Annotated in this window: 18 protein-coding genes and 1 tRNA gene; 6 read left to right on the plus strand and 13 right to left on the minus strand. The window is 69.6% G+C overall.

The window, feature by feature from the left end; translation table 11 throughout:
- Positions 1-98 precede the first annotated feature (98 nt).
- From uvrB to polA, 6 genes are all read right to left on the minus strand, one after another.
- Positions 99-2,180 (minus strand): excinuclease ABC subunit UvrB, encoded by a 2,082-nt coding sequence (uvrB, locus tag ACIBFB_RS11875; protein ID WP_397229050.1) that lies wholly within the window; start codon positions 2,178-2,180, stop codon positions 99-101.
- 32 nt (positions 2,181-2,212) lie between these two features.
- Positions 2,213-2,833 carry a dephospho-CoA kinase gene (gene coaE, locus ACIBFB_RS11880; protein ID WP_397229052.1) on the minus strand — a complete coding sequence of 207 codons (621 nt, stop codon included), beginning with the start codon at positions 2,831-2,833 and terminating at the stop codon, positions 2,213-2,215.
- The gene (locus ACIBFB_RS11885; protein WP_397229054.1) at positions 2,827-3,306 is read right to left on the minus strand and encodes a GNAT family N-acetyltransferase; all 480 of its coding nucleotides are present in this window, start codon (positions 3,304-3,306) and stop codon (positions 2,827-2,829) included. The genes coaE and ACIBFB_RS11885 overlap by 7 nt, the downstream gene beginning before the upstream one ends.
- Before the next feature lie 971 nt (positions 3,307-4,277).
- Positions 4,278-5,765 (minus strand): 30S ribosomal protein S1, encoded by a 1,488-nt coding sequence (gene rpsA / locus ACIBFB_RS11890; RefSeq protein ID WP_397229056.1) that lies wholly within the window; start codon positions 5,763-5,765, stop codon positions 4,278-4,280.
- A 504-nt stretch (positions 5,766-6,269) separates the two neighbouring features.
- Positions 6,270-6,695: an alternative ribosome rescue aminoacyl-tRNA hydrolase ArfB gene (arfB, locus tag ACIBFB_RS11895; RefSeq protein ID WP_397229058.1), complete on the minus strand. Its 426-nt coding sequence runs from the start codon at positions 6,693-6,695 to the stop codon at positions 6,270-6,272.
- Between the two features lie 213 nt (positions 6,696-6,908).
- A complete protein-coding gene (polA, locus tag ACIBFB_RS11900) occupies positions 6,909-9,707 on the minus strand; it encodes a DNA polymerase I (protein ID WP_397229060.1) in 2,799 nt (932 codons plus the stop codon).
- A gap of 113 nt (positions 9,708-9,820) precedes the next feature.
- On the opposite strand from polA, the gene ACIBFB_RS11905 reads away from it, so the two are divergent.
- Together ACIBFB_RS11905 and ACIBFB_RS11910 are read left to right on the plus strand one after the other, a co-directional pair.
- Positions 9,821-10,252 carry a PaaI family thioesterase gene (locus tag ACIBFB_RS11905; protein ID WP_397229062.1) on the plus strand — a complete coding sequence of 144 codons (432 nt, stop codon included), beginning with the start codon at positions 9,821-9,823 and terminating at the stop codon, positions 10,250-10,252.
- 490 nt (positions 10,253-10,742) lie between these two features.
- Positions 10,743-11,993, plus strand: coding sequence for an ABC transporter substrate-binding protein (locus ACIBFB_RS11910; RefSeq protein ID WP_397229064.1), 1,251 nt, complete (start codon positions 10,743-10,745; stop codon positions 11,991-11,993).
- A 519-nt stretch (positions 11,994-12,512) separates the two neighbouring features.
- Here ACIBFB_RS11910 and ACIBFB_RS11915 read toward each other — a convergent pair.
- From ACIBFB_RS11915 to ACIBFB_RS11935, 5 genes are all read right to left on the minus strand, one after another.
- Complete coding sequence (locus tag ACIBFB_RS11915; protein ID WP_397229066.1) at positions 12,513-13,367, minus strand: ABC transporter ATP-binding protein; 855 nt, start codon at positions 13,365-13,367, stop codon at positions 12,513-12,515.
- Positions 13,360-14,232: an ABC transporter ATP-binding protein gene (locus ACIBFB_RS11920; protein WP_397229068.1), complete on the minus strand. Its 873-nt coding sequence runs from the start codon at positions 14,230-14,232 to the stop codon at positions 13,360-13,362. Before ACIBFB_RS11920 ends, ACIBFB_RS11915 begins: the two co-directional genes overlap by 8 nt.
- A complete protein-coding gene (locus tag ACIBFB_RS11925; RefSeq protein WP_397229070.1) occupies positions 14,222-15,211 on the minus strand; it encodes a branched-chain amino acid ABC transporter permease in 990 nt (329 codons plus the stop codon). The genes ACIBFB_RS11920 and ACIBFB_RS11925 overlap by 11 nt, the downstream gene beginning before the upstream one ends.
- A 12-nt stretch (positions 15,212-15,223) precedes the next feature.
- The gene (locus ACIBFB_RS11930) at positions 15,224-16,789 is read right to left on the minus strand and encodes a branched-chain amino acid ABC transporter permease (RefSeq protein WP_397229072.1); all 1,566 of its coding nucleotides are present in this window, start codon (positions 16,787-16,789) and stop codon (positions 15,224-15,226) included.
- A 325-nt stretch (positions 16,790-17,114) separates the two neighbouring features.
- Positions 17,115-17,684, minus strand: a complete 570-nt coding sequence (locus ACIBFB_RS11935; RefSeq protein WP_397229267.1) for an ANTAR domain-containing response regulator — start codon at positions 17,682-17,684, stop codon at positions 17,115-17,117.
- Between the two features lie 161 nt (positions 17,685-17,845).
- On the opposite strand from ACIBFB_RS11935, the gene ACIBFB_RS11940 reads away from it, so the two are divergent.
- From ACIBFB_RS11940 to ACIBFB_RS11950, 3 genes are all read left to right on the plus strand, one after another.
- Positions 17,846-17,918: transfer RNA gene (locus ACIBFB_RS11940), tRNA-Leu, on the plus strand.
- 92 nt (positions 17,919-18,010) lie between these two features.
- Positions 18,011-18,811, plus strand: coding sequence for a transposase (locus ACIBFB_RS11945; protein WP_397229269.1), 801 nt, complete (start codon positions 18,011-18,013; stop codon positions 18,809-18,811).
- Positions 18,812-19,028: 217 nt separating this feature from the next.
- Positions 19,029-19,988, plus strand: coding sequence for a DUF1266 domain-containing protein (locus ACIBFB_RS11950; protein WP_397229074.1), 960 nt, complete (start codon positions 19,029-19,031; stop codon positions 19,986-19,988).
- 185 nt (positions 19,989-20,173) lie between these two features.
- Here the strand turns inward: ACIBFB_RS11950 and pyk are convergent, their stop codons facing one another.
- Complete coding sequence (gene pyk, locus ACIBFB_RS11955) at positions 20,174-21,607, minus strand: pyruvate kinase (RefSeq protein WP_397229076.1); 1,434 nt, start codon at positions 21,605-21,607, stop codon at positions 20,174-20,176.
- 181 nt (positions 21,608-21,788) lie between these two features.
- Between pyk and ACIBFB_RS11960 the strand changes: the two genes are divergently transcribed.
- Complete coding sequence (locus ACIBFB_RS11960) at positions 21,789-22,502, plus strand: maleylpyruvate isomerase N-terminal domain-containing protein (protein ID WP_397229078.1); 714 nt, start codon at positions 21,789-21,791, stop codon at positions 22,500-22,502.
- A gap of 1 nt (position 22,503) precedes the next feature.
- On the opposite strand, the gene ACIBFB_RS11965 is transcribed toward ACIBFB_RS11960, so the two are convergent.
- Positions 22,504-23,397, minus strand: coding sequence for a prenyltransferase (locus tag ACIBFB_RS11965; protein ID WP_397229271.1), 894 nt, complete (start codon positions 23,395-23,397; stop codon positions 22,504-22,506).
- Positions 23,398-23,751: the final 354 nt, after the last annotated feature.

A 23,751-nucleotide genomic window follows, 5' to 3' on the forward strand; every position in this document is an offset into this window, starting at 1 on the left:
CCGGTATGTACGACAATGACCCCAAGGGTATGTCACGCGAAGGTAACCACGCGACCCTTCCGTTGCGGGAACGTTCCCGTACCGAGACCTCGTCGGAGCTACTTCACCCCTGCGGCGTCCATGCCCCGCAGCTCCCGCTTCAGCTCACCGATCTCATCCCGCAGCCGCGCCGCCAGCTCGAACTGGAGATCGGCCGCGGCCTGGTGCATCTGGGCGCTCAACTGGTCGATCAGCCCGGCCAGCTCCGCACGCGGCATGTTCGTGGTGTCACGGCCGCCCAGCGCGGGCACCGGCGCCGTCTCGCCCTTACGGTACCCGGTCGCCATGAGCTCCTCGGTGTCGACGTCCTCCCTGTTCAGCGAGTCGAGGATGTCCGCGATCTGCTTGCGCAGCGGCGTCGGGTCGATACCGTGCTCGGCGTTGTAGGCCACCTGCTTGTCCCGGCGCCGGTTGGTCTCCTCGATGGCCGCCCGCATCGAGTCGGTCACGTTGTCCGCGTACATGTGCACCTGTCCGGCGACGTTCCGCGCCGCACGGCCGATCGTCTGGATCAGCGAGGTCTCCGAGCGCAGGAACCCCTCCTTGTCCGCGTCCAGGATCGCCACCAGCGACACCTCGGGCAGGTCAAGGCCCTCACGCAGGAGGTTGATGCCCACCAGCACGTCGAACTCGCCCACACGCAGCTCACGCAGCAGCTCCACCCGCCGCAGGGTGTCCACCTCGCTGTGCAGGTAGCGCACCCGGATGCCCAGCTCGGCGAAGTAGTCCGTCAGATCCTCGGCCATCTTCTTGGTCAGCGTCGTGACCAGCACCCGCTCCTGGCGCTCGGCACGCACACGGATCTCGTGCACCAGGTCGTCGATCTGCCCGTCGGTCGGCTTGACCAGGACCTCCGGGTCGACCAGACCCGTCGGTCGGATGACCTGCTCCACCACGTCGCCGCCGCTCTGGCGCAGCTCGTACCGGCCCGGCGTCGCCGACAGGTACACCGACTGCCCGATCCGCTCGGTGAACTCCTCCCACTTCAGCGGCCGGTTGTCCAGCGCCGACGGCAGCCGGAACCCGTGGTCGACCAGCGTCCGCTTGCGCGCCGCGTCGCCCTCGTACATCGCGCCGATCTGCGGCACCGTCACGTGCGACTCGTCCAGCACCAGCAGGAAGTCCTCGGGGAAGTAGTCCAGCAGCGTGTTCGGCGGGCTCCCCTCCTCCCGGCCGTCGAAGTGCCGCGAGTAGTTCTCGATCCCCGAACACGACCCCAGCTGCCGCATCATCTCCAGGTCGTGCGTCGTGCGCATGCGCAGCCGCTGCGCCTCCAACAGCTTGCCCTGGCCCTCCAACTCGGCCAGCCGCCCACCCAGCTCCGACTCGATCGAGGCGATCGCCCGCTCCGTGCGCTCCTCACCGGCCACGTAGTGCGACGCCGGGAAGATGAACATCTCCTGGCTCTCGCCCAGCACCTCGCCGGTCAACGGGTGCAGGGTCATCAGCCGCTCGACCTCGTCACCGAACATCTCGATGCGGATCGCCAGCTCCTCGTACACCGGGATGATCTCGATGGTGTCACCGCGCACCCGGAACGTGCCCCGCGTGAACGCGGTGTCGTTCCGCGAGTACTGCATCTGCACCAACCGGCGCAGCAGCTCGTCGCGCTCCACCTCCATGCCCACCGACAGCTGCGCCATCCGGTCCACGTACTCCTGCGGCGTTCCCAGACCGTAGATGCACGACACCGACGCCACCACCACCACGTCCCTGCGCGTGAGCAGCGAGTTGGTCGCCGAGTGCCGCAGCCGCTCCACCTCGTCGTTGATCGACGAGTCCTTCTCGATGTAGGTGTCGCTCTGCGGGACGTACGCCTCGGGCTGGTAGTAGTCGTAGTACGACACGAAGTACTCGACCGCGTTGTTCGGCATCATCTGCCGCAGCTCGTTCGCGAACTGCGCCGCCAGAGTCTTGTTCGGCTGCATCACCAGCGTGGGCCGCTGGAGCTGCTCCACCGTCCACGCCACGGTCGCCGTCTTACCCGTACCGGTCGCGCCGAGCAGGACCGTGTGCGGGTCACCCGCCCGCACACGCCGCGCGATCTCGGCGATCGCCGCCGGCTGGTCACCCGCGGGGGTCATGTCCGAGACGACCTCGAACGGTGCCTCACTGCGCTTGATGTCGCTGACCGGTCGCATGTCCCCACTCCTCAAGAAGCCGCCTCTGCCTCCTACGCTACCGACCACCCCTGACGTTCCCGCGCCACCAGCGCGTCCCACAGCTCCCCGACCCGCGCCACCAGCTCCTCGCGCGTACCCGAGTTGTCCACCACCAGATCCGCGGCGGCCAGACGGCTCTCGCGGTCCGCCTGCGCCCGGATCCGCGCCCAGACCTGCTCACGGGGCATCCCCCGGTCAGCGGCCACCCGCTCGACCCGCGCCTCGTCCGGTGTGTCCACCACGACCACCACGTCGTAGAGGGGCCCCAGACCGTTCTCCACCAACAGGGGCACGTCATAGACCACGACCCGGACGCCCTCCGCCCGGGCCCGCTCCATCAACTCGGTACTGCGCTTGCCCACACGGGGATGGACGATCGCGTTCAGCCGCCCCAAGGAGTCCTCGTCCGCGAAGACGATCTCCCCGAGCCTCGCGCGGTCCAGGCGCCCCTCGGGGGTGAGCACGCCCTCGCCGAACTCCGCGACGACCTCGGCGAGGCCCTCCGTCCCGGGTTCGACCACCTCGCGCGCGATGAGATCCGCGTCGATGACCGTCGCGCCCAGACGGGCCAGCTCCGCTGAGACGGCGCTCTTTCCAGAACCGATCCCCCCGGTGAGTCCCACTGTCAGCACGGCTCCACCAACTCCTTGCGCATGTGCACCATGACCAGGTGCTCGGCCACCCTTTCCCGATGCGTCTCCGCATACCCCCGTTCCCGGTACAGGCGGTCGACGCTCTGGGCTCCCGTGAACAGAGTCAACGCGGTCACCTCCGGGAACCCGGCCCGCAGCTCCTGCTCCACCCGCGTGAGCAGGGCTCGGGCGATCCCGCGCCGCCTCAGGTCCGGGGCGACGGCCAGACGGCCGACCACCCCGTGGGAACCGGCCACGCTCGCACGCACCGCTCCGACGATCCGCGTGCCGAGGACCGCCTTGAGAACGAGTGCGTCCTCCTTCCCCAGCAGCCGCTCGATCCGCTCCAGCCCCTCGGTCAGCGGCAGGATGAACGGGTCACCGTACGCCTGCGCCTCGTCGACGAACGCCGCACGCTGGAGCGTCAGGATCTCGCCCGCGTCCTCGCGGGTGGCCTGGTGGATGTCGATCACGTCGCCTCCTCCTGGGCCGAGTCTTCCACACACCGCCCTTCACCCGCCCGAAACCCCAGGCCTGGTCGGCCGACCACAGGGGGTTCACCACGAACGCTCCCACCCCGGTCACCGAAGAGGGGTTGCGTCGACCGGTTCTCGGGTCCACAGGGGGTTGGGTGTGGTGTTCTGGCTCCCCGGTCACCGGTGGGGGTGTGGCTCGTCCGGAGGGCGTGTTCGCGCAGCGAATTCGTTCCGGAGGGCGAGGTCCCTCACCTACGGTCACCCCGGACGGTCCACAGATATGCAGAAGGCGGCCACCACGTGGGAACGTGATTCCGAAGTGATGACACCCCCGACCCCAGGAGCGGGGGGTGGACGGTCCAGCCAACACCCGCCCCAAGCCCCACACCGGTCCGCACACCCGTCACCGGAAAGGGGGTCTACACCCTCCCCGCCCGCCCAACCACAGGGGGGTTGGGCAAAGCATCCCTGTCCTGCTCGGCTACAGGGGGGTTGGGGAGGCCTGACCGGTACAGGACCACAAGGGGGTTGGGCAGAGCGTCCCCCGCGCGCCTGGCCACAGGGGGTTCGAGGGCCACCGTCGCGGGCGCCCCACCACAGGGGATCCGCCGACAACGCACTCACCCCGCCAAGCCACAAGGTCGACCGAAAACCCGACCACCACCAGCGATCCAGGACCAGCTCCAACTCCAGCGCCGTCTCCAGCCAACCAGGCACGACGAAGGGCCGCCCCCTTGCGGGGACGGCCCTTCGGGGCTGTCAGTGGATCCTCAGGACCTCACAGTCGCATGACCGCACAGGGGCCACAGGAACCCCCGGCCGGACCACCCAGGTCGACCACGTGGCCGTCCTGACCAGTCCCGGTCCGACACAACCCGACCAGCCAAACCCGACCGATCAAACCCGACCAGCCAAACCTGACCGACACAACCCGACCGGCCAAACCCGACCGATCAAACCCGACCGGACTAGGCCTCGCCGCCCGCGAGCTTCTCACGCAGCGCGGCAAGCGCCTCGTCCGAAGCCAGAGCACCGCTGGTCGACTCCGTGCCGGACGTGGTGCCGCCCTGGCTGCCGGTGTACTCCTCCTCGGCCTCCTCGGCAGGAGCGTTGGCGGCGTCGGCCTCGGCCGCGCGCGCCTCCTCCACCTGCTTGCGGTGCGCCTCGAAGCGGGACTGCGCCTCGGCGTAGCTGCGCTCCCACTCGTCGCGCTGAGCCTCGAAGCCGTCGAGCCACTCGCCGCTGTCGGGGTCGAAGCCCTCGGGGTACTTGTAGTTGCCCTGCTCGTCGTACTCCGCGGCCATGCCGTAGAGCGTGGGGTCGAAGTCCACCTGACCGGGCTCGACGGCCTCGTTGGCCTGCTTCAGCGAGAGGCTGATGCGGCGGCGGTCGAGGTCGATGTCGATGATCTTGACGAAGATCTCGGTGCCGACCTGGACGACCTGCTCGGGCACCTCCACGTGGCGCTCGGCCAGCTCGGAGATGTGGACCAGGCCCTCGATGCCCTCCTCGACGCGCACGAACGCACCGAACGGAACCAGCTTGGTGACCTTGCCGGGGACGACCTGGCCGATCTGGTGGGTCCGGGCGAACTGCTGCCACGGGTCTTCCTGGGTCGCCTTGAGCGACAGGGAGACGCGCTCGCGCTCCATGTCCACGTCGAGGACCTCGACGGTGACCTCCTGGCCGACCTCGACGACCTCGCTCGGGTGGTCGATGTGCTTCCAGGACAGCTCGGAGACGTGCACCAGACCGTCGACGCCGCCCAGGTCCACGAACGCACCGAAGTTGACGATCGAGGAGACGACGCCCTTGCGGATCTGACCCTTCTGCAGGGTGTTGAGGAACGTCTGGCGAACCTCGGACTGCGTCTGCTCGAGCCAGGCGCGGCGGGACAGGACCACGTTGTTGCGGTTCTTGTCCAGCTCGATGATCTTGGCCTCGAGCTCACGCCCGACGTAGGGCTGGAGGTCGCGGACGCGACGCATCTCGACCAGGGAGGCGGGCAGGAAGCCGCGCAGACCGATGTCGAGGATGAGGCCGCCCTTGACGACCTCGATGACGGTACCGGTGACGACGCCGTCCTCTTCCTTGATCTTCTCGATCGTGCCCCAGGCGCGCTCGTACTGGGCGCGCTTCTTGGACAGGATGAGACGACCCTCCTTGTCCTCCTTCTGGAGGACGAGGGCCTCGACCTGGTCGCCGACGGCGACAACCTCACCAGGGTCGACGTCGTGCTTGATCGAGAGCTCCCGGGACGGGATCACACCCTCGGTCTTGTAACCGATGTCGAGCAAGACCTCGTCTCGATCGACCTTCACGATGGTGCCCTCGACAATGTCACCGTCGTTGAAGTACTTGATGGTCTCGTCGATCGCCGCGAGGAAGGCTTCCTCGGACCCGATGTCGTTGACCGCTACCTGGGGTGTCGAGGTGGCCTCGGTGCTGCTCGTCATTTGTGGGTGGACTCCGGATACGGACAGGTTCAGAAATTGGGCACGCCGCGAGTTCGAGCCCGTCGATCCGTCATCCAGAAGAGTGAACCAGGAGCACGGAAGGCGAAACCGTCCGTGGCCACTGGCCGCCGGGTCCAGAGTGTTGACCGAAGCGGTGCGATCGCCGATCCCCGAACCGGGGACGACAGACGCCCGCACGAACCCACAACGCTCCGGCCAGAATATGAGACATGGGCGTCCTGGTCAATCGGAACCCAGGACCGCCAACCCGACGAAGGCCGAGTTGGCGGCAATTTACCCGAGCATGGTGGTCAAGATCAACTACACGCCGCCCCATGTCCGAGGCGGTGTCCCCACCGCACGGCCATGGACGCGGAACGTAGCGGACAAGCGACAGAAAAGTTCCTCAAATCGACCCCGGAACCCACCCCGACACCGACCCCGGAACCCACCCCGACACCACACCGCAACCCACCCCGACACCGCCCCGGGCCGGAACCGGCCTCACTCCCAGGAAGGCCGCGACCGCGAGCGCTTGACGTCGCCGCGGCGCCGCTTGGCGTCCAGACGCCGCTGACGGGACGCCCGGCTCGGCCGCGTGGCCCGACGCTTCCGGGTCGGCGGCGCCATGGCCTCCGCCAGCAGGGCCGCCATCCGTTCGCGTGCCTCGGCCCGGTTGCGCGCCTGGGACCGGTGCGTCTGCACCGACACCGTCAGCACCCCGTCGACCAGGCGCCCGTCCAATCTCTCCAGGGCGCGCTCACGGCGTGTCGCGCCCAGCGCGCCGCACGAGGCCACGTCCAGCGACAGCGACACGCGCGTGTCGGACGTGTTGACGTGCTGGCCACCCGGCCCCGAGGAACGGGAGAACCGCCACACCAACGCGTCGGCCGGCACCGTGACCGAACCGATCGTCAAACCGTCCGTCATGGCGATCACCTCCCTCCTCGTAGGGGCGCACCCAGCGGCGCACCCGGCGGCGCAAGGGCTACACCCGGCGGCGTAGCGGCGCACCCGGCGGCGCAAGGGCTACACCCGGCGGCGTAGCGGCGCACCCGGCGGCGCAAGGGCACACCCGGCGGCGCAAGGGCGCACCCGGCGGCCCTCCGCCGCCCGCGTCACCGACCTCCGTGGTCAGTTCACCTAGTGCGCGGCGTCGTGCCAGTTCTGCCCGCTACCGACCGACACGGCCAACGGGACGCGCAGATCGTACGCCGTGCTCATCTCGTGCGTCACGAGGTTTTCCACCCGTTCCCGCTCGCCCGACGCCACCTCCACCACCAGCTCGTCGTGCACCTGGAGCAGCACCCGCGAGGCGAGCCCGCCCTCGGTCAGCGCCGCGTCCACCTGGAGCATCGCCACCTTGATGATGTCCGCCGCAGACCCCTGGATCGGGGCGTTGAGCGCCATCCGCTCCGCCATCTCCCGACGCTGCCGGTTGTCGCTCGTCAGGTCCGGCAGGTACCGCCGCCGCCCCAGGATGGTCTCGGTGTACCCGGCCTTGCGGGCGTCGTCCACGACCGAGCGCAGGTAGTCGCGCACCCCGCCGAACTGCGCGAAGTAGTCCTCCATCAGCTTCTTCGCCTCGTCCGGCGCGATCCCCAGCTGCTGCGACAGCCCGTACGCGCTCAACCCGTAGGCGAGCCCGTAGCTCATCGCCTTGATCCGGGACCGCTTCTCGCCGTCCACCTCGTCGACCCCGATGCCGAACACCTGGGCCGCCATGTGCGCGTGGAAGTCGTAACCGCTGTTGAACGCGTCGATCAGCGCCCGCTCCCCCGACAGGTGCGCCATGATCCGCAGCTCGATCTGACTGTAGTCGGCGGTGAGCAGCTCCTCGAAGCCCTCCCCGACCACGAACGCCCGCCGGATCCGCCGCCCCACGTCCGTGCGCACCGGGATGTTCTGGAGGTTGGGGTCGGTCGAGCTCAACCGTCCCGTCGCCGCCACCGTCTGGTTGAACGTCGTGTGGATCCGGCCGTCGTCGGCGACCGTCTTGATCAGGCCCTCGACCGTCGTCCTGAGCTTGGTCTGGTCCCGGTGGTGCAACAGCACGCCCGGCAGCTCGTTGTCGGTCTGCGTCGCCAGCCACGCCAACGCGTCCGCGTCGGTCGTGTACCCCGTCTTGATCTTCTTGGTCCGGGGCAGCCCCAACTCCTCGAACAGCACCTGCTGGAGCTGCTTGGGCGAGCCCAGGTTGAAATCGCGGCCCACGATCTCGTGCGCCCGCTCCACCGCGCCGCGCGCCGCCGCCGCGAACTCCCCCTGCAGCCCCTCCAGGTACTCCAGGTCGGCGGCGATCCCCGCCCGCTCCAACCGCGCCAGCACGTCCACCAGCGGCAGCTCCACCTCGCTCAGCAGATGCGCGCCGCCGCGCTTGTCCAACTCCGCCGCCAACACCCCGGCCAGATCACGGGTGGCCGCGGCCCGCACCGCCAGCAGGCGCTGACGGCCGCCCGCCGCGTCACCGCCGTCTCCCAGGTCCAGGGCCAGCTGCGCGCCGTCGGTGTCCTCCTCCAGCTCCCGGCCCAGGTACCTGCGGCACAGGTCGGCGAGATCGAACCGCCGCTGCCCCGGCTGCGCCAGATAGGCCGCCAGCGCCGTGTCGCTGACCACCCCGTCCAGGGACCACCCGTGCGCGCCCAACGCCAGCAGGGCGCCCTTGTACTCGTGCACGACCTTGGGGAGCGCCCGGTCCGCCAGGAACGCCGACAGCGCGTCGGTGTCCGCCGCGTCCAGGACCTCGGGGTCCACGTACAGCGCGGCGCCCGACGGCACGCACACTGCCAGGGCGTCGACCCGACCGGTCCCCTGCCCCCACACGCCGTCGACCGCCAGGCCCGCGGGCGCCTCGGCGGTCAGCGTGTCGGCCGCCGCGTGCTCGGTCAGCCACGCCGCCACCCCGCCCGTCCCGGCGGCGGTGACGTCCACGGAGAACCCTTCCGCCGCCTCGGCCTCGGCGCCGCCCTCCGGCTCTCCGACCCGGATCACCGCGTACAGGCGCTCACGCAGGTTCGACGCGAACTCCAGGTTGTCGAACAGCGCGTCGATCCCCGCCCGGTCCGCCTCCGCGATCACCAGATCGTCGACGCCCACCCCCAGGTCGACGTCGGTCGCCAGCCGGTTCAGCCGCTGGTTGCGCAGCACGTCGTCCAGGTGGTCGCGCAGGTTCTGGCCCGCCTTGCCGGTGATCTCGTCCACATGGGCGACCAGCTCGTCCAACGACCCGTACTTGGCGATCCACTTCGCCGCCGTCTTGGGCCCCACCCCCGGCACACCCGGCAGGTTGTCCGCCTTCTCCCCCACCAGCGCGGCCAGGTCCCGGTACCGCTCCGGCGAGACGGCGTACTTCTCCTCGACGGCCTCCGGGGTCATGCGCTTGAGGTCCGACAGGCTCTTGCCCGGGTACAGCACCGTGCAGTCCTGCGTCACCAACTGGAAGGCGTCCCGGTCCCCGGAGGCGATCAGCACCTCCATCCCCGCCTCGCCGCCCCGGTACGCGAGCGTGGCGATCACGTCGTCGGCCTCGAACCCCGGAGCCGACAGGTTCGCCACCCCCATCAACCGCATCAGGTCCTGGGTGAGCGGCACCTGCGACGGGAACGCCTCGGGCGTCTCGGACCGCCCGTCCTTGTACTCGGCGTACTCCTCGTGCCGGAACGTGGGCCCCGACAGGTCCCACGCCACCGCCACGTGCGTGGGATCCTCGTCCCGCAACAGCTTGACCAGCATCGACGTGAAGCCGTAGATGGCGTTGGTCGACTGACCGGTGCTCGTTCCGAACTTCTCCACCGGCAGCGCGAAGAACGCCCGGAAGGCCATCGAGTGGCCGTCCAGGAGCAACAGGCGGGGCCGTCGGCCACCGCCCGCCGCGGGGGAATCGCTGCCCGCCCCAGCGCCGGCACGGGAATTCTGGTCGGGGGTCTCTCGCTTGGTCACCACAGGTGAATCCTAAGATGCGCACCAGACAATCCGCGGCCATCACCAGGAGATCGGCGACCGAGCCGCGCACGACCGCCCCACTCGGGCACCCCACCGGACCGGAAGGCACCACCATGTCCACAGACATCGAGTCCCTGCGCACCCAGTTCGACGAGGGCACCATCACCATGGGCGCCCTCGCCGACCGCATGGGCATCGAGGTCACCGAGGCCTCCGCCGACCGCGTGGTCGGGCGGATGCCCGTCCAGGGCAACGAACAGCCCTTCGGCCTCCTGCACGGCGGCGCCTCCTGCGTCCTGGCCGAGTCCCTCGGATCGATCGGCTCCACCATCCACGCGTCCCAGTTCGGCCGCGTCGCGGTGGGCATCGAGATCAACGCCACCCACCACCGCTCCGCCACCGAGGGCCACGTGACCGGCGTCGCCACACCCGTGCACCTCGGCCGCACCCTCGCCACCTGGGACATCACCATCACCGACGAGAACGGCACGAAGGTGTGCACCTCCCGGCTGACCTGCATGCTGCGCGAGCTCCCCAGCTCCTGACCCAGGACGGGCCCGCCGAAGAGGCGGACCCGACCGAGCCCCGGCCACGGGAGCGCCGTGGTCCGGACAGGCGCGCTCCGGACCGCGCCGAACCCGAAGCCGAACCCACCCGGCACACCGAAGACGTCACCAGGCCCGGTCGACGACGGCACCGAACGCCCCCACACGGCACCGCGTACCTCGACGGCCGGGCCTCGTCGTGCCCACCGGCCACGACACATCGCCACCCCGCGATCACTGAAACAGGGCCGTCCGTCCAACGTCACAGCCCTGACGAGCAGGGATGACTACAGAGCCATAACAGCCTGACGGCGAGTCGGCACCAACGCCCGAACCGTACTTCCACGCCGCTCACTTCCATGATTAAGCTCCGCTAACGCTCCTGATTAAGCAATGCCATACAACGCGGGCATACAGGACGCATTCGCACCACCGCACGTCTGCGCCACGCAGCCCGTGCTTCGTCCGTTGAACGGAGTTGACCACGACCATGGCAAGCAAGAAGCTGCTAGGCCTCACAGCCGCGACCGCGGCCCTGGTACTCGGACTCACCGCGTGTGGCAACGGCGGAGAGAGCGACGGTGAAGGCAGCGGCGGCGGAGGCGAGGCCTTCACCTTCGGCATCCTCTACCCCCAGACCGGCGCGCTCGCCTTCCTCGGCCCGCCCCAGCTCAGCGGCGCCCAGTACGCCATCTCCGAGATCAACGAGGCCGGCGGCCTCCTCGGCACCGAGGTCCCCGCCCTCGTCGAGGGTGACGAGGCCGGCGACGCCGCCCAGGCCAACGAGGCCGCCAACGCCCTCGTCGGCGACGGCGTCAACGCCGTCATCGGCGCCGCCGCCTCCTCCATGACCCAGGCGTCCTACGACACCATCACCAGCGCGGGCATCGTCCAGTGCTCCGGGTCCAACACCGCGCCCGACCTCACCAGCATCGAGGACAACGGCCTCTACTACCGCACCGCGCCCAGCGACCTCCTCTCCGGCCCGGTCATGGCCCGCCAGATCGTGGACGACGGCCACGTCACCGTCGGCATCGTCGCCCGCGCCGACGACTACGGCTCCGGCTACATGGGCGGCCTCCAGAGCGAACTCGAGGCGCTCGGCGCCGAGGTCGTCGTCACCGAGACCTACGACCCCGACGCCACCAACTTCTCCGGCGTCGTCGACAACGTGACCAGCGAAGACCCCGACGCGATCGCGCTCATCTCCTTCGAGGAGGGCGGCCAGGTGCTGGCCTCGCTCCTGGAGAGCGGCGTGGAGGGCGACCAGCTCTACATCACCGACGGCCTCAACTCGCCCGAGCTCGGCAGCACCGTCGACGAGAGCAACCCCGACATCGTCACCGGCATCACCGGTGTCGCTCCCGGCGCCGACAACCCCGAGTTCAACGAGGGCCTGGCCGAGTTCGCCCCCGACCTCGAGGTCTACCAGTTCGCCCCGCAGGTCTTCGACTGCGTCACCGCGATCGCCCTGGCCGCCGAGGCCGCCGAGAGCGCCGACCCCGCCGACTACTCCGCCGAGCTGGGCAGCGTGACCAGCCCCGACGGCACCGAGTGCGGCAGCTTCTCCGAGTGCCGTGACCTGCTCGCCGAGGGCGAGGAGATCAACTACCAGGGTGTGAGCGGCAACATCGACTGGGACGAGAACGGCGACCCGACCTCCGCCACCTTCCAGATCTTCCGCTTCGGCGAGGAAGGCTACGAGACGGCCGGATACGAGGAGTACTCCGTCGAGGAGTAGCCCGCCCACCGTCGCGGACGCCCCCCGCCCGGCCGCGACGACGCCGTGAACACCACGAGGCGCCTCGGGACACCGTCCCGGGGCGCCTTCCCGTGTGCCCGGGGCACCGCCCGGCCCACCACCGGCGGCCTCCGCACGGGCCCCACCCGGCCGGGCCGCGTGACCGTGGGCCCCCGGCCCGAGAACTCCCCCACGCCCAGCCCGGTCCTGTCCCAGACGTCTCCGGGACCGGTCCAGCGCCACGCCCCCGCCCCACCCGCCGAGCCCCGCGCTTCAGGTCCCACCAGGGCGCCCCCGAGCCCGCTCACGGCCAGCCCCGCCCCACCCGCCCAGCCCCGGCACACCCCGATCCCGCCCGCGCCCCCAGACCGCCCCGCCCGCCGACGGCCGAGGGCACCTCCCCTCCAGACCAGGGCCCCGCCCCAGAGCCCACCGCACCGACCGCCCGCACCGCCCCCGCACACACGAACGGGGGGCGGAGTCCACAGACCCCGCCCCCCACCAGGGAACCCCCCCGGATCAGCCCTTCGCGAGCGTCCCCAGGTACAGCTCGATCACGTTCGGATCGTTCAACAGGTCGCGCCCCGTACCCGTGTACGCGTTGCGCCCCTGGTCCAGCACGTACCCGCGGTCACAGATCTGCAGGCACCGGCGGGCGTTCTGCTCCACCATGATCACCGAGACACCCGTGGAGTTGACCTCCTTCACCCGCTGGAAGACCTCCTCCTGGTAGATCGGCGACAGACCCGCCGTCGGCTCGTCCAACAACAGCACCGACGGATCCATCATCAACGCCCGGCCCATGGCCACCATCTGCCGCTCACCGCCCGACAGCGACCCGGCCTTGGCCTTCCGACGCTTCCCCAGCAGCGGGAACAGATCCGCCACCACCGTGAACCGCTCGGCGAACGCCTTCGGCCGCAGGAACGCCCCCATCTGGAGGTTCTCCTCGATCGTCAGCGAGGGGAACACGTTCCGCGTCTGCGGCACGTACCCCACCCCCCGCTCCACCAGGCTGTGCGCCGCCAGACCCGCGATGTCCGAACCCCGCAGCGTCAACGAACCCGACCGCACCGGGATCAACCCGAACACCGTCTTGACCAGCGTCGACTTACCGGCGCCGTTCGGACCGATGATCGCCACGACCTCACCCTCGGTGAGCGTCAGCGTGCACCCGTTGAGGATGTTCACCCCGGGCACGTACCCGGCCACCAGCTCCTTCGCCAACAGCAGGTAGTCCCCGGGACCGCCCACCTCCTCGGCCGCCTCCGACCTCGCGTGCTCCAGCACCTCCTCACGGTGCTGCTCGAAGACCGCGGCCTCCTCGGCCCCCGCCGGAACCTCCACCGGCCCCAGGTCGTCGTTCTCAGTCATCACCACTCCCCCGGGCCTCGTCCGCGTCGACCTCCTGGGCACCCAGGTAGGCGTCGATCACCTGCTGGTTCGAGCGGATGTCCGAAGGACGCCCCTCGGCGATCACCTGCCCCTGCGCCAACACGACGATCCAGTCACTGATCCCCATGATCACGTCCATGTCGTGCTCCACGAACAGGACCGTCTTGCCCTCGTCCCGCAGCGCCGTGATGTGACCCAACAGGGACTGCACCAACGCCGGGTTCACACCCGCCATCGGCTCGTCCAGCATGATCATGCTCGGATCCGTCATCAACGCACGCGCCATCTCCAGCAGCTTGCGCTGACCGCCCGAGAGCGCGCCCGCGATCTCGTCGCGCTTGTCGATGAGCTTGAACCGCTCCAACAGCAGCAGAGCACGCTCGGTGTTCTCCCGCTCCTGACGCCGCCACACCGGCCGCAGGAACGCACCCGCCATCCGCTCACCCAGCTGCCCGGTCGCCCCCAACAACATGTTGTCGAGCACCGACATCCGCGTGAGCGCCTTCGTCAACTGGAACGTCCGCACCATCCCGGCCTTCGCGACCTGGTGGCCCTTGCGCCCGTTGATCGCCTGGCCCTCGAACGTCCACCGACCCGCGTCGACCCGGTCGAACCCGGTCAGCAGATTGAACAGCGTCGACTTACCGGCGCCGTTCGGACCGATCAACGCCGTGATCGTCCCGCGCTGCACCTCCAGGTGCCGCACGTCCACCGCCGTCAGACCACCGAACGAACGGCGCACCCGGTCCGCCACCAGGATCGGATCGGACTTGCCCGACCCCGGCTCCGGCTCCGCACCGGCCATCCGGTCGACCGTCACGGGGTTCACCTCGTCACTTGACATTGACCAGCATCTCCTTGCGGTCGCCGATGAGGCCCTGCGGCCGGAAGACGATCAACACCACCAGCATCAGACCCGCGAAGGCCAACTGGAGCGCACCGTAGTCGGGCCCGCTCAGGAACGGCAGCCAACCCATCGCCCCGAACCCCTTGAGCACACCGTCGGTGAAGGTCATCAGGAACCAGAACGCCATCGAACCCAGCACCGGACCGAACACCCGACCGGCGCCGCCGAGCAGCAGGATCACCCACAGGAAGAACGTCACCTGCGGCTTGAACTGGTCCGGCGCGATCGACGCCTGGTACACGGCCAGGATCGCCCCGGCCAGCGCACCGATCAGACCGCCCAGCACCAGCACCTGCATCTTGTACGCGAACACGTTCTTGCCCAGGCTGCGGACCGCGTCCTCGTCCTCCCGGATGCCCTTGATCACACGGCCCCACGGGCTGTGCATCAACAACCAGGTCAACCCCGCCAGCAGCAGCACCAGCGACCACGTCACCACCAACACCCACAGGTGGTTGCCGTTGTACGACACCGGACCCAGCGTGTAGAACCGGCTCGCGTCGAACGGATTCAGGGCACGGAAGTCCCCCGCCAGGTTCTGCAACCCGTACACGCTGCTCGTCAGCGGATCGGCGAACTCCGCCCGGTACAACAGGCGCAACACCTCCGCCGCCGCGATCGTCGTGATCGCCAGATAGTCCTCGCGCAACCGCAGCGTGGGGATGCCCAGCAGCAGCGCCAACGCCACCGCACAGGCCAACCCCACGAGGACGCCCACCGACAGCGGCAGGTCGAACACCGCCACGCTGATCCCGACACCGTAGGCGCCCACCAGCATGAAGCCGACCTGGCCGAAGTTCAGCAACCCCGTGTAACCGAAGTGCAGATTGAGACCGATCGCCGCGACCGCGTAGATCGCCGCCACCGGACCGATCGCCGATCGGGTCGAATCGGCGAGGATCGAAAGGATATCCATCGTCTACCTCTCCTAGCCGACCCGTTCACGCCGACCGAGCAGACCCTGCGGCCTGACCAGGAGCATGAGGATCATCAGGGCCAGAGCCCATGCCTGCATGAGCTGGGACGGGAACCACAGGGTGGACAGCACCGCCACCAGGCCGACGGCCAGACCGCCGACCATCGCCCCGTAGGCCGTCCCCAGGCCGCCGAGGATCACCGCCGCGAACATCAGCAGCAGCAGGCGGAAGCCCATCTCGTAGTCGACCACCTGGTTCAGACCGAAGAGCACACCGCCCAGCGACGCCAGCGCACCGCCCAGACCCCACACGTACAGGGTCACCCGGTCCACGTCGATACCCGACGACTCCGCCAGGTCCCGGTTGTCCGACACCGCGCGCATCGCCTTGCCGATGCGGGTGAACTGCAACAGGCAGGCCACACCCACCAGCACCACCAGCGCCACACCCATGACCACCAGGTCACGCGGCGGCAGCGACACCGGCCCGAGCTCCACCAGTTCCTGGATCTGGAAACCGGCGTACCGCTCGCGGCGCGCCCCGAAGAGCACCAGGATCACGTGGCGCAGGATCAGCGCCAGACCGATCGACACGATGAACATCTGGATCATCGCGACGTTGCGGTGCCGCAGCGGACGCCACACGTACCGCTCCATCGACCCGCCCAGCACCGCGCCCATCAGGACCGCGACCACCGTCGCCGCCCACAGCGGAAGCTGCCAGCCCACACTGTCGCCCAGCACGCCCAGCAGCGTCGCCAGCGCCAGACCGGCGAAGATCGACACCCACTGCGCGACGATCAGCCCCGTCCGCGCCAACCGGCCCTCGGCGAACACGCCCAACAGGATCGCCCCGCCCAGACCGGCGAAGATCGCCAGCAGGGCGTTGCCCATACCCGCCGCGCCCGTGCTGAACAGCATGGCCATCATCGCGCCGAACGTGACCATGTCGCCGTGCGAGAAGTTGATCAGCTTCGTGGTGCCGAAGATCAGCGACAGGCCGATCGCGGACACCGCGATCACCAGGCCGAACAGAACACCCGAGACCGTGAGCTGGGCCAGCCGCTCCCCGAAGGAACCGCCGCTGTCGCCCACCGCGATCGACTCGTCGTCGGCCGGGGCGTCGCCCTCCTCGCCGGAGCCCTCCGTCTCCTCCTCCGAGGGACTGGGCGAACCCCCGTCGGCCTCACCGCCGGCCGGTACCAGCGCGATGATCAGAGGGCGGCGGTCATCCGCCTCCACCTCGACCTCGGCCTCACCGTCGACCACGAGCGACGTCTCTCGTACGGCGAACTCGCTGGGGATGGACTCCTGGTCCACCACGACGCGGTACTCACCCGGTCCGGGCAGTTCCACTTCCCACATTCCATCAGGGTCGGTCTCGCTCGCCCCGATCTCGTCATCCCCCTGGAAGACGGTGATCCCGATGCCCTCGACACCTTGATCCCGGTCGTCCGGGTGGCTGATCTGACCGTGCAGCGCCTCACCGCCCTGTTCGTCTGCCGTCGCCGCTGGCCCGGGGATCACCAGGATGGCGGTGATCAGGGCGAGCAGCACGGTCACGAGACGTGTGCGCACGCGCGCTCCTTGCGCATCTGAGGTTGGCGATGCCGAATGCGCGCATTCGACACCGTTGTCCTTTGCTGTTCGGTGCGGCGAGTTTAGCCCGATTTAGCCTGGTCATTCAGCACTGCTTAAGCCACGTGACCCAACCGTCACCCCATTGTGTGAAACCGAGATCGAACCGGTACGTCCACCCGGTTGACCCTGAACGACTGTCTGGTTTTCGCCGCGAACACCAGCTGATCTGCACGTTTCCTCCACCAGGCGTGCTCAGGACGACAGAAGGGGGCCGCACCCGGTCTGGGTGCGGCCCCCGTGCGGCCCGTCGGACTGAGGCGGCTCAGTCCTGCTTGCCGCCGAGCGTCTCGACGACCGTCTCCGCGACCTTGCGCATCGTCAGTCGGCGGTCCATGGAGTTCTTCTGGATCCACCGGAACGCCTCGGGCTCACTCATCCCGTGGCGGCTCTGGAGCAGACCCTTGGCCTGTTCGACCAGCTTGCGGGTCTCCAGACGATCCTGGAGGCTGCTGACCTCCGACTCCAGCGCGGCCAGTTCGGCGTAGCGGGAGGTGGCCATCTCGATCGCCGGCACCAGGTCCGACTTGGTGAAGGGCTTGACCAGGTAGGCCATGGCCCCGGCCTCACGCGCCCGCTCGACCAGCTCGCGCTGGGAGAAGGCGGTGAGGATCACGACCGGCGCGATCCGCTCCCCCGCGATGCGCTCGGCGGCGGACAGGCCGTCGAGCACCGGCATCTTGATGTCGGTGATCACCAGATCCGGCTTCAGCTCCCGGGCAAGCCGGATGGCGGTCTCACCGTCGCCGGCCTCGCCGACGACGGCGTACCCGTCCTCTTCCAGCATCTCCTTGAGGTCCAGGCGGATCAGGGCCTCGTCTTCCGCGATCACCACGCGGCTCTGCGTCCTCGTCACGTACACGAGGTTACCGAGATCCGCTAGGATGCTGGACGTCGGGACCGGCAATGCGTACCAATCGTGACGTCACGGTTGGGGTGGCATCGCCAGAACGATCGAGCCGCACAGACCGATCCAGTGTCCGTTTTAGGCAGAATGCCCCGATACGCCAACGGTAGAGCGAGTCGTCTCAAACACGATACAGTGTGGGTTCGAATCCCACTCGGGGCACCGAGAGCCACCCGCAAGGGTGGCTTTTCACATGTAACGGGCAAATCACCCAGGGTCATCGTTTGTCGTATGCGTGAGCAATGCTTCACGCCATGTACGCACCTCACATCCGCCGCTCAGCGGTGGACATGCTGAACTCCGGGATCTCCTACAGCGAGGTCAGTCGACGTCTCGGCATCAACCGGGCGACGCTGCGCACCTGGCGCACCGATCCGTCCCTGATCGACAAACACCGCGACTCATCGTGCCCGCTGTGCGAACCCATCCCGCGACCCCCCGCTGACACGGAGGCCTACAGCTATCTCCTCGGCCTCTATCTCGGGGACGGTTGCATCACCCCCGCCGGTGACGGCAGCCGGGGCGTCCTGCGTCTGAGGATCCTCTGCTCCGACTCGTGGCCCGGGCTCGTCGAAGAGTGCTCGTCGAGCATCACCAGGGTCCGCCCCGACCGTGCTGTGCGCACGACGCCCAGTACGGGGTGCACGGAGGTCTACGGAGACTGGAAGCACTGGCCCTGCCTGTTCCCCCAGCACGGCCCTGGGAAGAAACACCACCGGACCATCGCCTTGGCGGGATGGCAACAGGAGATCGTCGACGAACAGCCCGAAACGTTTGTTCGAGGTCTCATCCACTCCGACGGGTGCAGGGTCGTCAATCGGATTCGCAAGAAGCTTCCCGAGAGCCGTGTGAAGGTCTACGAGTACCCCCGTTACCACTTCACCAACGCGTCGACGGACATCGTCGGCCTCTTGACCGCGACGCTCGACCGCCTCGATGTCGCGTGGAGGAGCCACGTCAAGGTCCAGACCGGGATACACGACCAGACCGTGGTCTCCATCTCGCGGAAGGACGCCGTCGCCCGCATGGACGCGTTCGTGGGACCGAAGTACTGACCTGGTGCGGGGCCGTGAGGGTTCCGGCCAGAACCTTGGTATCTACCCAGCCAGTTCGACCCCACTTGGGCCCTTTGTCACTTTATGCCGGGGCATCCGGGCCGAAGGGGTCACATCACGGCCACAACCTGGGTACAACCCGTGGGTTCGGTCGCCGTTCGCCCCCGACGTCCCCGATCCTTGATACGCAGACCGGATTCCAGGAGAGGAGCAGCGGGTGCTGACCGCGGTGGCCGGGGTGATCGGAGCACTCGTCATCGGCGCCTGGGTCGTCGTGGCCTGGGGGTCCCGGCGCCGCCTGCCCTGGCTGCTGACCCCCGTCGCCCTCCTCATCGTCGTCCTCGTCGCCGTCGGCCAACCCGGCTGGGCCTTCCTCCCCGTGGTCGCCCTGGTCGCCGGTTCCTTCGCCGAACTGGTCATCGGATCGCGCGAGTCCCCGGCGGTCCGCACCAAGGACCCCGACGCCCCCCTGAGCACCGAGCGGTGGGCCGCCGCCGTCGCGGCGCCGTTCCGGGTCGCGCTCGCCGAGCCCTGGGACGTGGTGGCCCGGCCGTCGCTGCGCCGCCGCTACCGCCGCGTGCTGGAGCGGCAGTGGGGGGCGACCGACCGCGAGTCCCTGCTCGCGGCGGTCGACGGGCTCCAGGAGGAACTGCACTCCGGGCCCTCCCTCGACCTGGTGGTCGACCTGTGCGCGGGCGTCGCGAAGTCGCGGCTGCCCCAGGACCAGGGCGGTCACTCCACGGGGGCGAACGTGCGGTTGACCCCGGAGCAGATCGACCGGTTGCGCGCGGTGGCCGACGCCCCCGAGGCGGACGAGACGGTGATCATCGGCGCGTTCCAGTGGTGGAAGTCGGTGCACGTGATCCGTCTGGCGTGCGCCGGGGCGTCGCTGGACTGGTTGTCGCCGGTGGAGACGCAGACGCTGTTGCGCCGGGTGGCCTCCGATCTCCAGCGCCGGTACTCGTCGTGGCACCAGTTGTCGGTGGCCTTCCACGCGGGGTACCTGTTGTGGCCGGAGCGCGGTGTGGAGGGTGAGTACGGGGGCGCCGACCGGGTGTGGACGGCGTTGGGGCTGTTGACCGAGGATCCGCGGAGTCCGTGGAACCTGTTGCCGTGGGACATGCCGTTGGAGCGGGTGATCTCCGAGGGCGGGGTGGCCAGCGGCCAGGAGCAGTAGGCGGGGCTCCGGGGCTGCCCGGTGGGCGGCGGCTGTCTCGTACGCGTCCGTTCCCTGGTGCGTGCTCTGCCTGGTACGCGTCGGCCGCACCGGTCCTGGCCCGGATGGTCGGCGCGGCTCGTTCGCCGTCCTCCGGGCCGGACCTGATGCGGCCCGTGTGCGGGCGCCTCGTGGGCGCTCCGGTGTTACTGCGGGTTCAGCGCGACGGCGTCACCGAGTTTGTGGACGCGCAGGGAGTTGGTGGACCCCACGGTTCCGGGCGGGCTGCCCGCGACGATGACGACCTTGTCGCCCTTGGTGTACTCGCCGAGCTGGAGGAGTTCGGCCTCCACCTGGCGGACCATGTCGTCGGTGTTGTCGACCCACGGCACGAGGTTGGTCTCCACGCCCCAGACGAGGGAGAGCAGGCCCCGGGTGCTGGCCTCGGTGCTGAAGGCCATGAGGGGGATGGGCGACCGGTAGCGGGCGAGGCGTCGTGCGGTCTCGCCGGACATGGTGAAGGCGACGAGTGCCTTGGCGCCGACGGTGGCTCCGATCTCGGCGGCGGCGCGGGCGATCGCTCCTCCGGTGGTCTCGGGCACCCGGGTGAGGATGTGCGAGGCGCGGAGGGATTCCTGTTCGGCGGCGGCGACGATGCGCGCCATGGTCTCGACGGTCTCGACGGGGTACTGTCCGACGCTGGTCTCGCCGGAGAGCATGACGGCGTCGGCGCCGTCGAGGACGGCGTTGGCGACGTCGGAGGCCTCGGCGCGGGTGGGCCGGGGGGCTCCGATCATGGATTCGAGCATCTGCGTGGCGACGATGACCGGTTTGGCCTTGTCGCGGCAGCGTTCGATGGCGCGCTTCTGCACCATGGGGACGTTCTCGAGGGGGAGTTCGACGCCGAGGTCGCCGCGGGCGACCATGACGGCGTCGAAGACCTCGATGATGTCGTGGAGGCGTTCGACGGCCTGGGGCTTCTCGATCTTGGCGATGAGGGGGACGGTGACGCCCTCCTCGTCCATGATGCGGTGGCACTCCTCGGCGTCCGCGGGGCTGCGGACGAAGGAGAGGGCGACCATGTCGACGCCGTTGCGGAGCGCCCAGCGCAGGTCGGCCTCGTCCTTGTCGGTGAGGGCGGGGACGCTGACGGCGACGCCGGGGAGGTTGAGTCCCTTGCTGTTGGAGACGGCGCCGCCGTAGATGACGCGGGTGTGGACGTCGGTGCTGGTGGTCTTGGTGCATTCCAGCACGACGCGGCCGTCGTCGATGAGGACGCGGTCTCCGGGGCGGACGTCGCCGGGGAGTCCCTTGTAGGTGGTGGAGACGCGGGTGGCGTCGCCGGGGATGTCGTCGGTGGTGATGGTGAACTCGTCGCCGGGGGCGAGTTCGTGGGGTCCGTCGGCGAAGGTGCCGAGGCGGATCTTGGGTCCCTGCAGGTCGGCGAGGACGCCGACCGATCGTTGTGCGGCCTCAGCGGCGGCTCGCACGTTGGCGAGGTTGGCGCTGTGGTCGTCGTGGGTTCCGTGGCTGAGGTTGAGTCGCGCTACGTCCAGTCCGGCGTCGACGAGCCTGCGGAGGACTTCCGGGCTCGAGGTGGCGGGACCGAGGGTCGCGACGATCTTTGCTCGACGTGTCACGTGCACAACTCTAGAGGGTTGGTGGGGTGCAGTGGTCTAAACCAGGTTGCGAATGGACGTATGTCTGGCTGCGGTGGGGCGAACGCGGGCGGGGTGGTCAGGGGTCGGGTTCTGGCTGTTGGGGCGGGTTTCGGTAGCGTTCGGGCGGTACGGGTCGGGTTCGGTCGGGGGTGGGTGCGTGGTGTTCGCGTACGAAGGTGTCGTGGCGGCTTTGGGGTCGGAGACGGCGGCGCTGGCGGGGGTTCTGGAGGGGTTGTCGGAGGCTGAGGCGGTCGCGGCGACCCGGTGCGTGCCGTGGGATGTGGCGGCGTTGGCGGCGCACACGGTGAATGCGATCGTGCGGGTGGACGCCATGCTGGCGGGGCCGGCGCCGGAGGAGGACGGGTCGGTTCCGGTCTCGGCCGCGGGGTACTACGCGCCGGACGCGCGGTTCTCGCCGGAGGTGAACGCGGAGCGGGTGCGGTCGGCGGTGGAGGCGGCGGGGCGGCGGGCGGACGCGGGGGAGGCTGGCCGGGCGCTGCGTGGGGGCTGGGCGGCGTTGAGGGAGCGCCTGGCGGCCGAGGACGGTGGTCGTCGGGTGTTCACACGGCACGGTGATCCGATGTCGTTGACGGACTTCCTGGTGACGCGGCTGGTGGAGGCGGTGTTGCACGGCTGGGATGTGGCGGACGCGCTCGGGCGGGAGCCGTGGACGACGCGGCCGGCGTTGGATGTGGTGGTGCGGTTGGTGTTCGGCGCGGCGGACCGGGCGGCTCTGGAGCGGGTGTTTCCGGGGGTGTGGTCCGAGGCGGCCGTGATGGTGCGGGCCGTGCGCGCGGTGACCGGCCGCTCGGACGGGAGCGCTGACGGGGAGGCGCTGGCGGCGGCCGGGGTGCGGTTCCTGGCGCTGGGGTGACTCACCTGTCCTGGCGGGGTTGGGGCAGGTAGGTGCCGACGCGTCCGTAGGCGCGCAGGACGCGCAGGCGTTGGATGGTGCGCATGCCCTCGTGTTCGAGGGTGGCGGCGGGGTCCCAGTGTCTCGAGGTGGCGTTCCAGCCTCCGTCGGCGCGCTGTTGCTCCTCGAAGACGTCGAGGCTGCGGTTGATCTCGGCGTCGGTGAAGAGGGGGCGCGCGATGTGGTGGGGGTGGGGGGCCAGGTCGAGTGGTGTGTGGACGTGGTCCTCGGCGCGCGGGTGGACGTCGATGACGGCGCGGATCATGGTGGACATGCGGTTGAGGGCCTGGATGGCGCGGGTGCGGTTGGGGGCGTACTGGAGGAAGGTGCACACGCCGATGGCCTCGAGCGGTTCGGTCCAGGCGAGGGCGTCGACGCGCTTCCAGCAGTAGGCGGTGGCGGTGTCGCGCCAGTGGTGGGTGATGTGGTGTTTGTGGAGGTATCCGCAGATGAGGGCGGTGATGTCGAGGCGTCCGGTGAAGTCCTCGGTCTCCAGGAGCCAGGGGGCGGCCTCGGTGTGGCGGATGGTGGGCAGGACGTGGGGGACGCTGCCGTCGGGGCCGCAGACGTTGGTGAGGAACTGGCAGACTCCCGCGCCGATGCTGTGCGGGACGGGGCCGAGCTCGTCGAGGTAGCGCAGGGCGATCGCGACGCCGCCGGGCTGGCTGGCGTGGCCGCGCATGTCGGGATCGATGCCGTTGCCGTAGCCGCCGTCGAGGTTGCGGTAGGCGGCCAGGGTGGAGCGGATGGGGGCGGTGGGTCCGCTCTGGAAGTGGTAGGCGAAGCGGTGGCGGTCGATGAGGCGCGCGGTGCGCATCGTGAAGTGCTCCGCGGCGTGGTATGCGTCCCAGGTCACAACGCTCATGTCTTCGACGGTACGACCGGGGGGTCGTCGCGGAGAATAGTCGGCCGTGCAATATATGCGATCTTTACGCCGGTGGCGGCGTGTGTGTCTGGCGGAGTCCGGGGAGGGCGCGGGGCGGGGAGGGTGACGCGGGCGGGCACCGCCGTGTGGGTCGCCGCGGCGGCGTCGCCGATGGTGTGGTGGAGCGTGTTCCGGGTCTGGGGGCGGGTCCCCGGGCGGGGGCGGGGGGGGGGGGGGGGGGGGGGGGGGGGGGGGGGGGGGGGGGGGGGGGGGGGGGGGGGGGGCGGGGGGGGGGGGGGGGGGGGGGGGGGGGGGGGCGGGCGCGGCGGGGGGGGGGGCGGGCGA

The organism is Nocardiopsis sp. NPDC050513, from assembly GCF_044457925.1.
Lineage (GTDB): Bacteria > Actinomycetota > Actinomycetes > Streptosporangiales > Streptosporangiaceae > Nocardiopsis.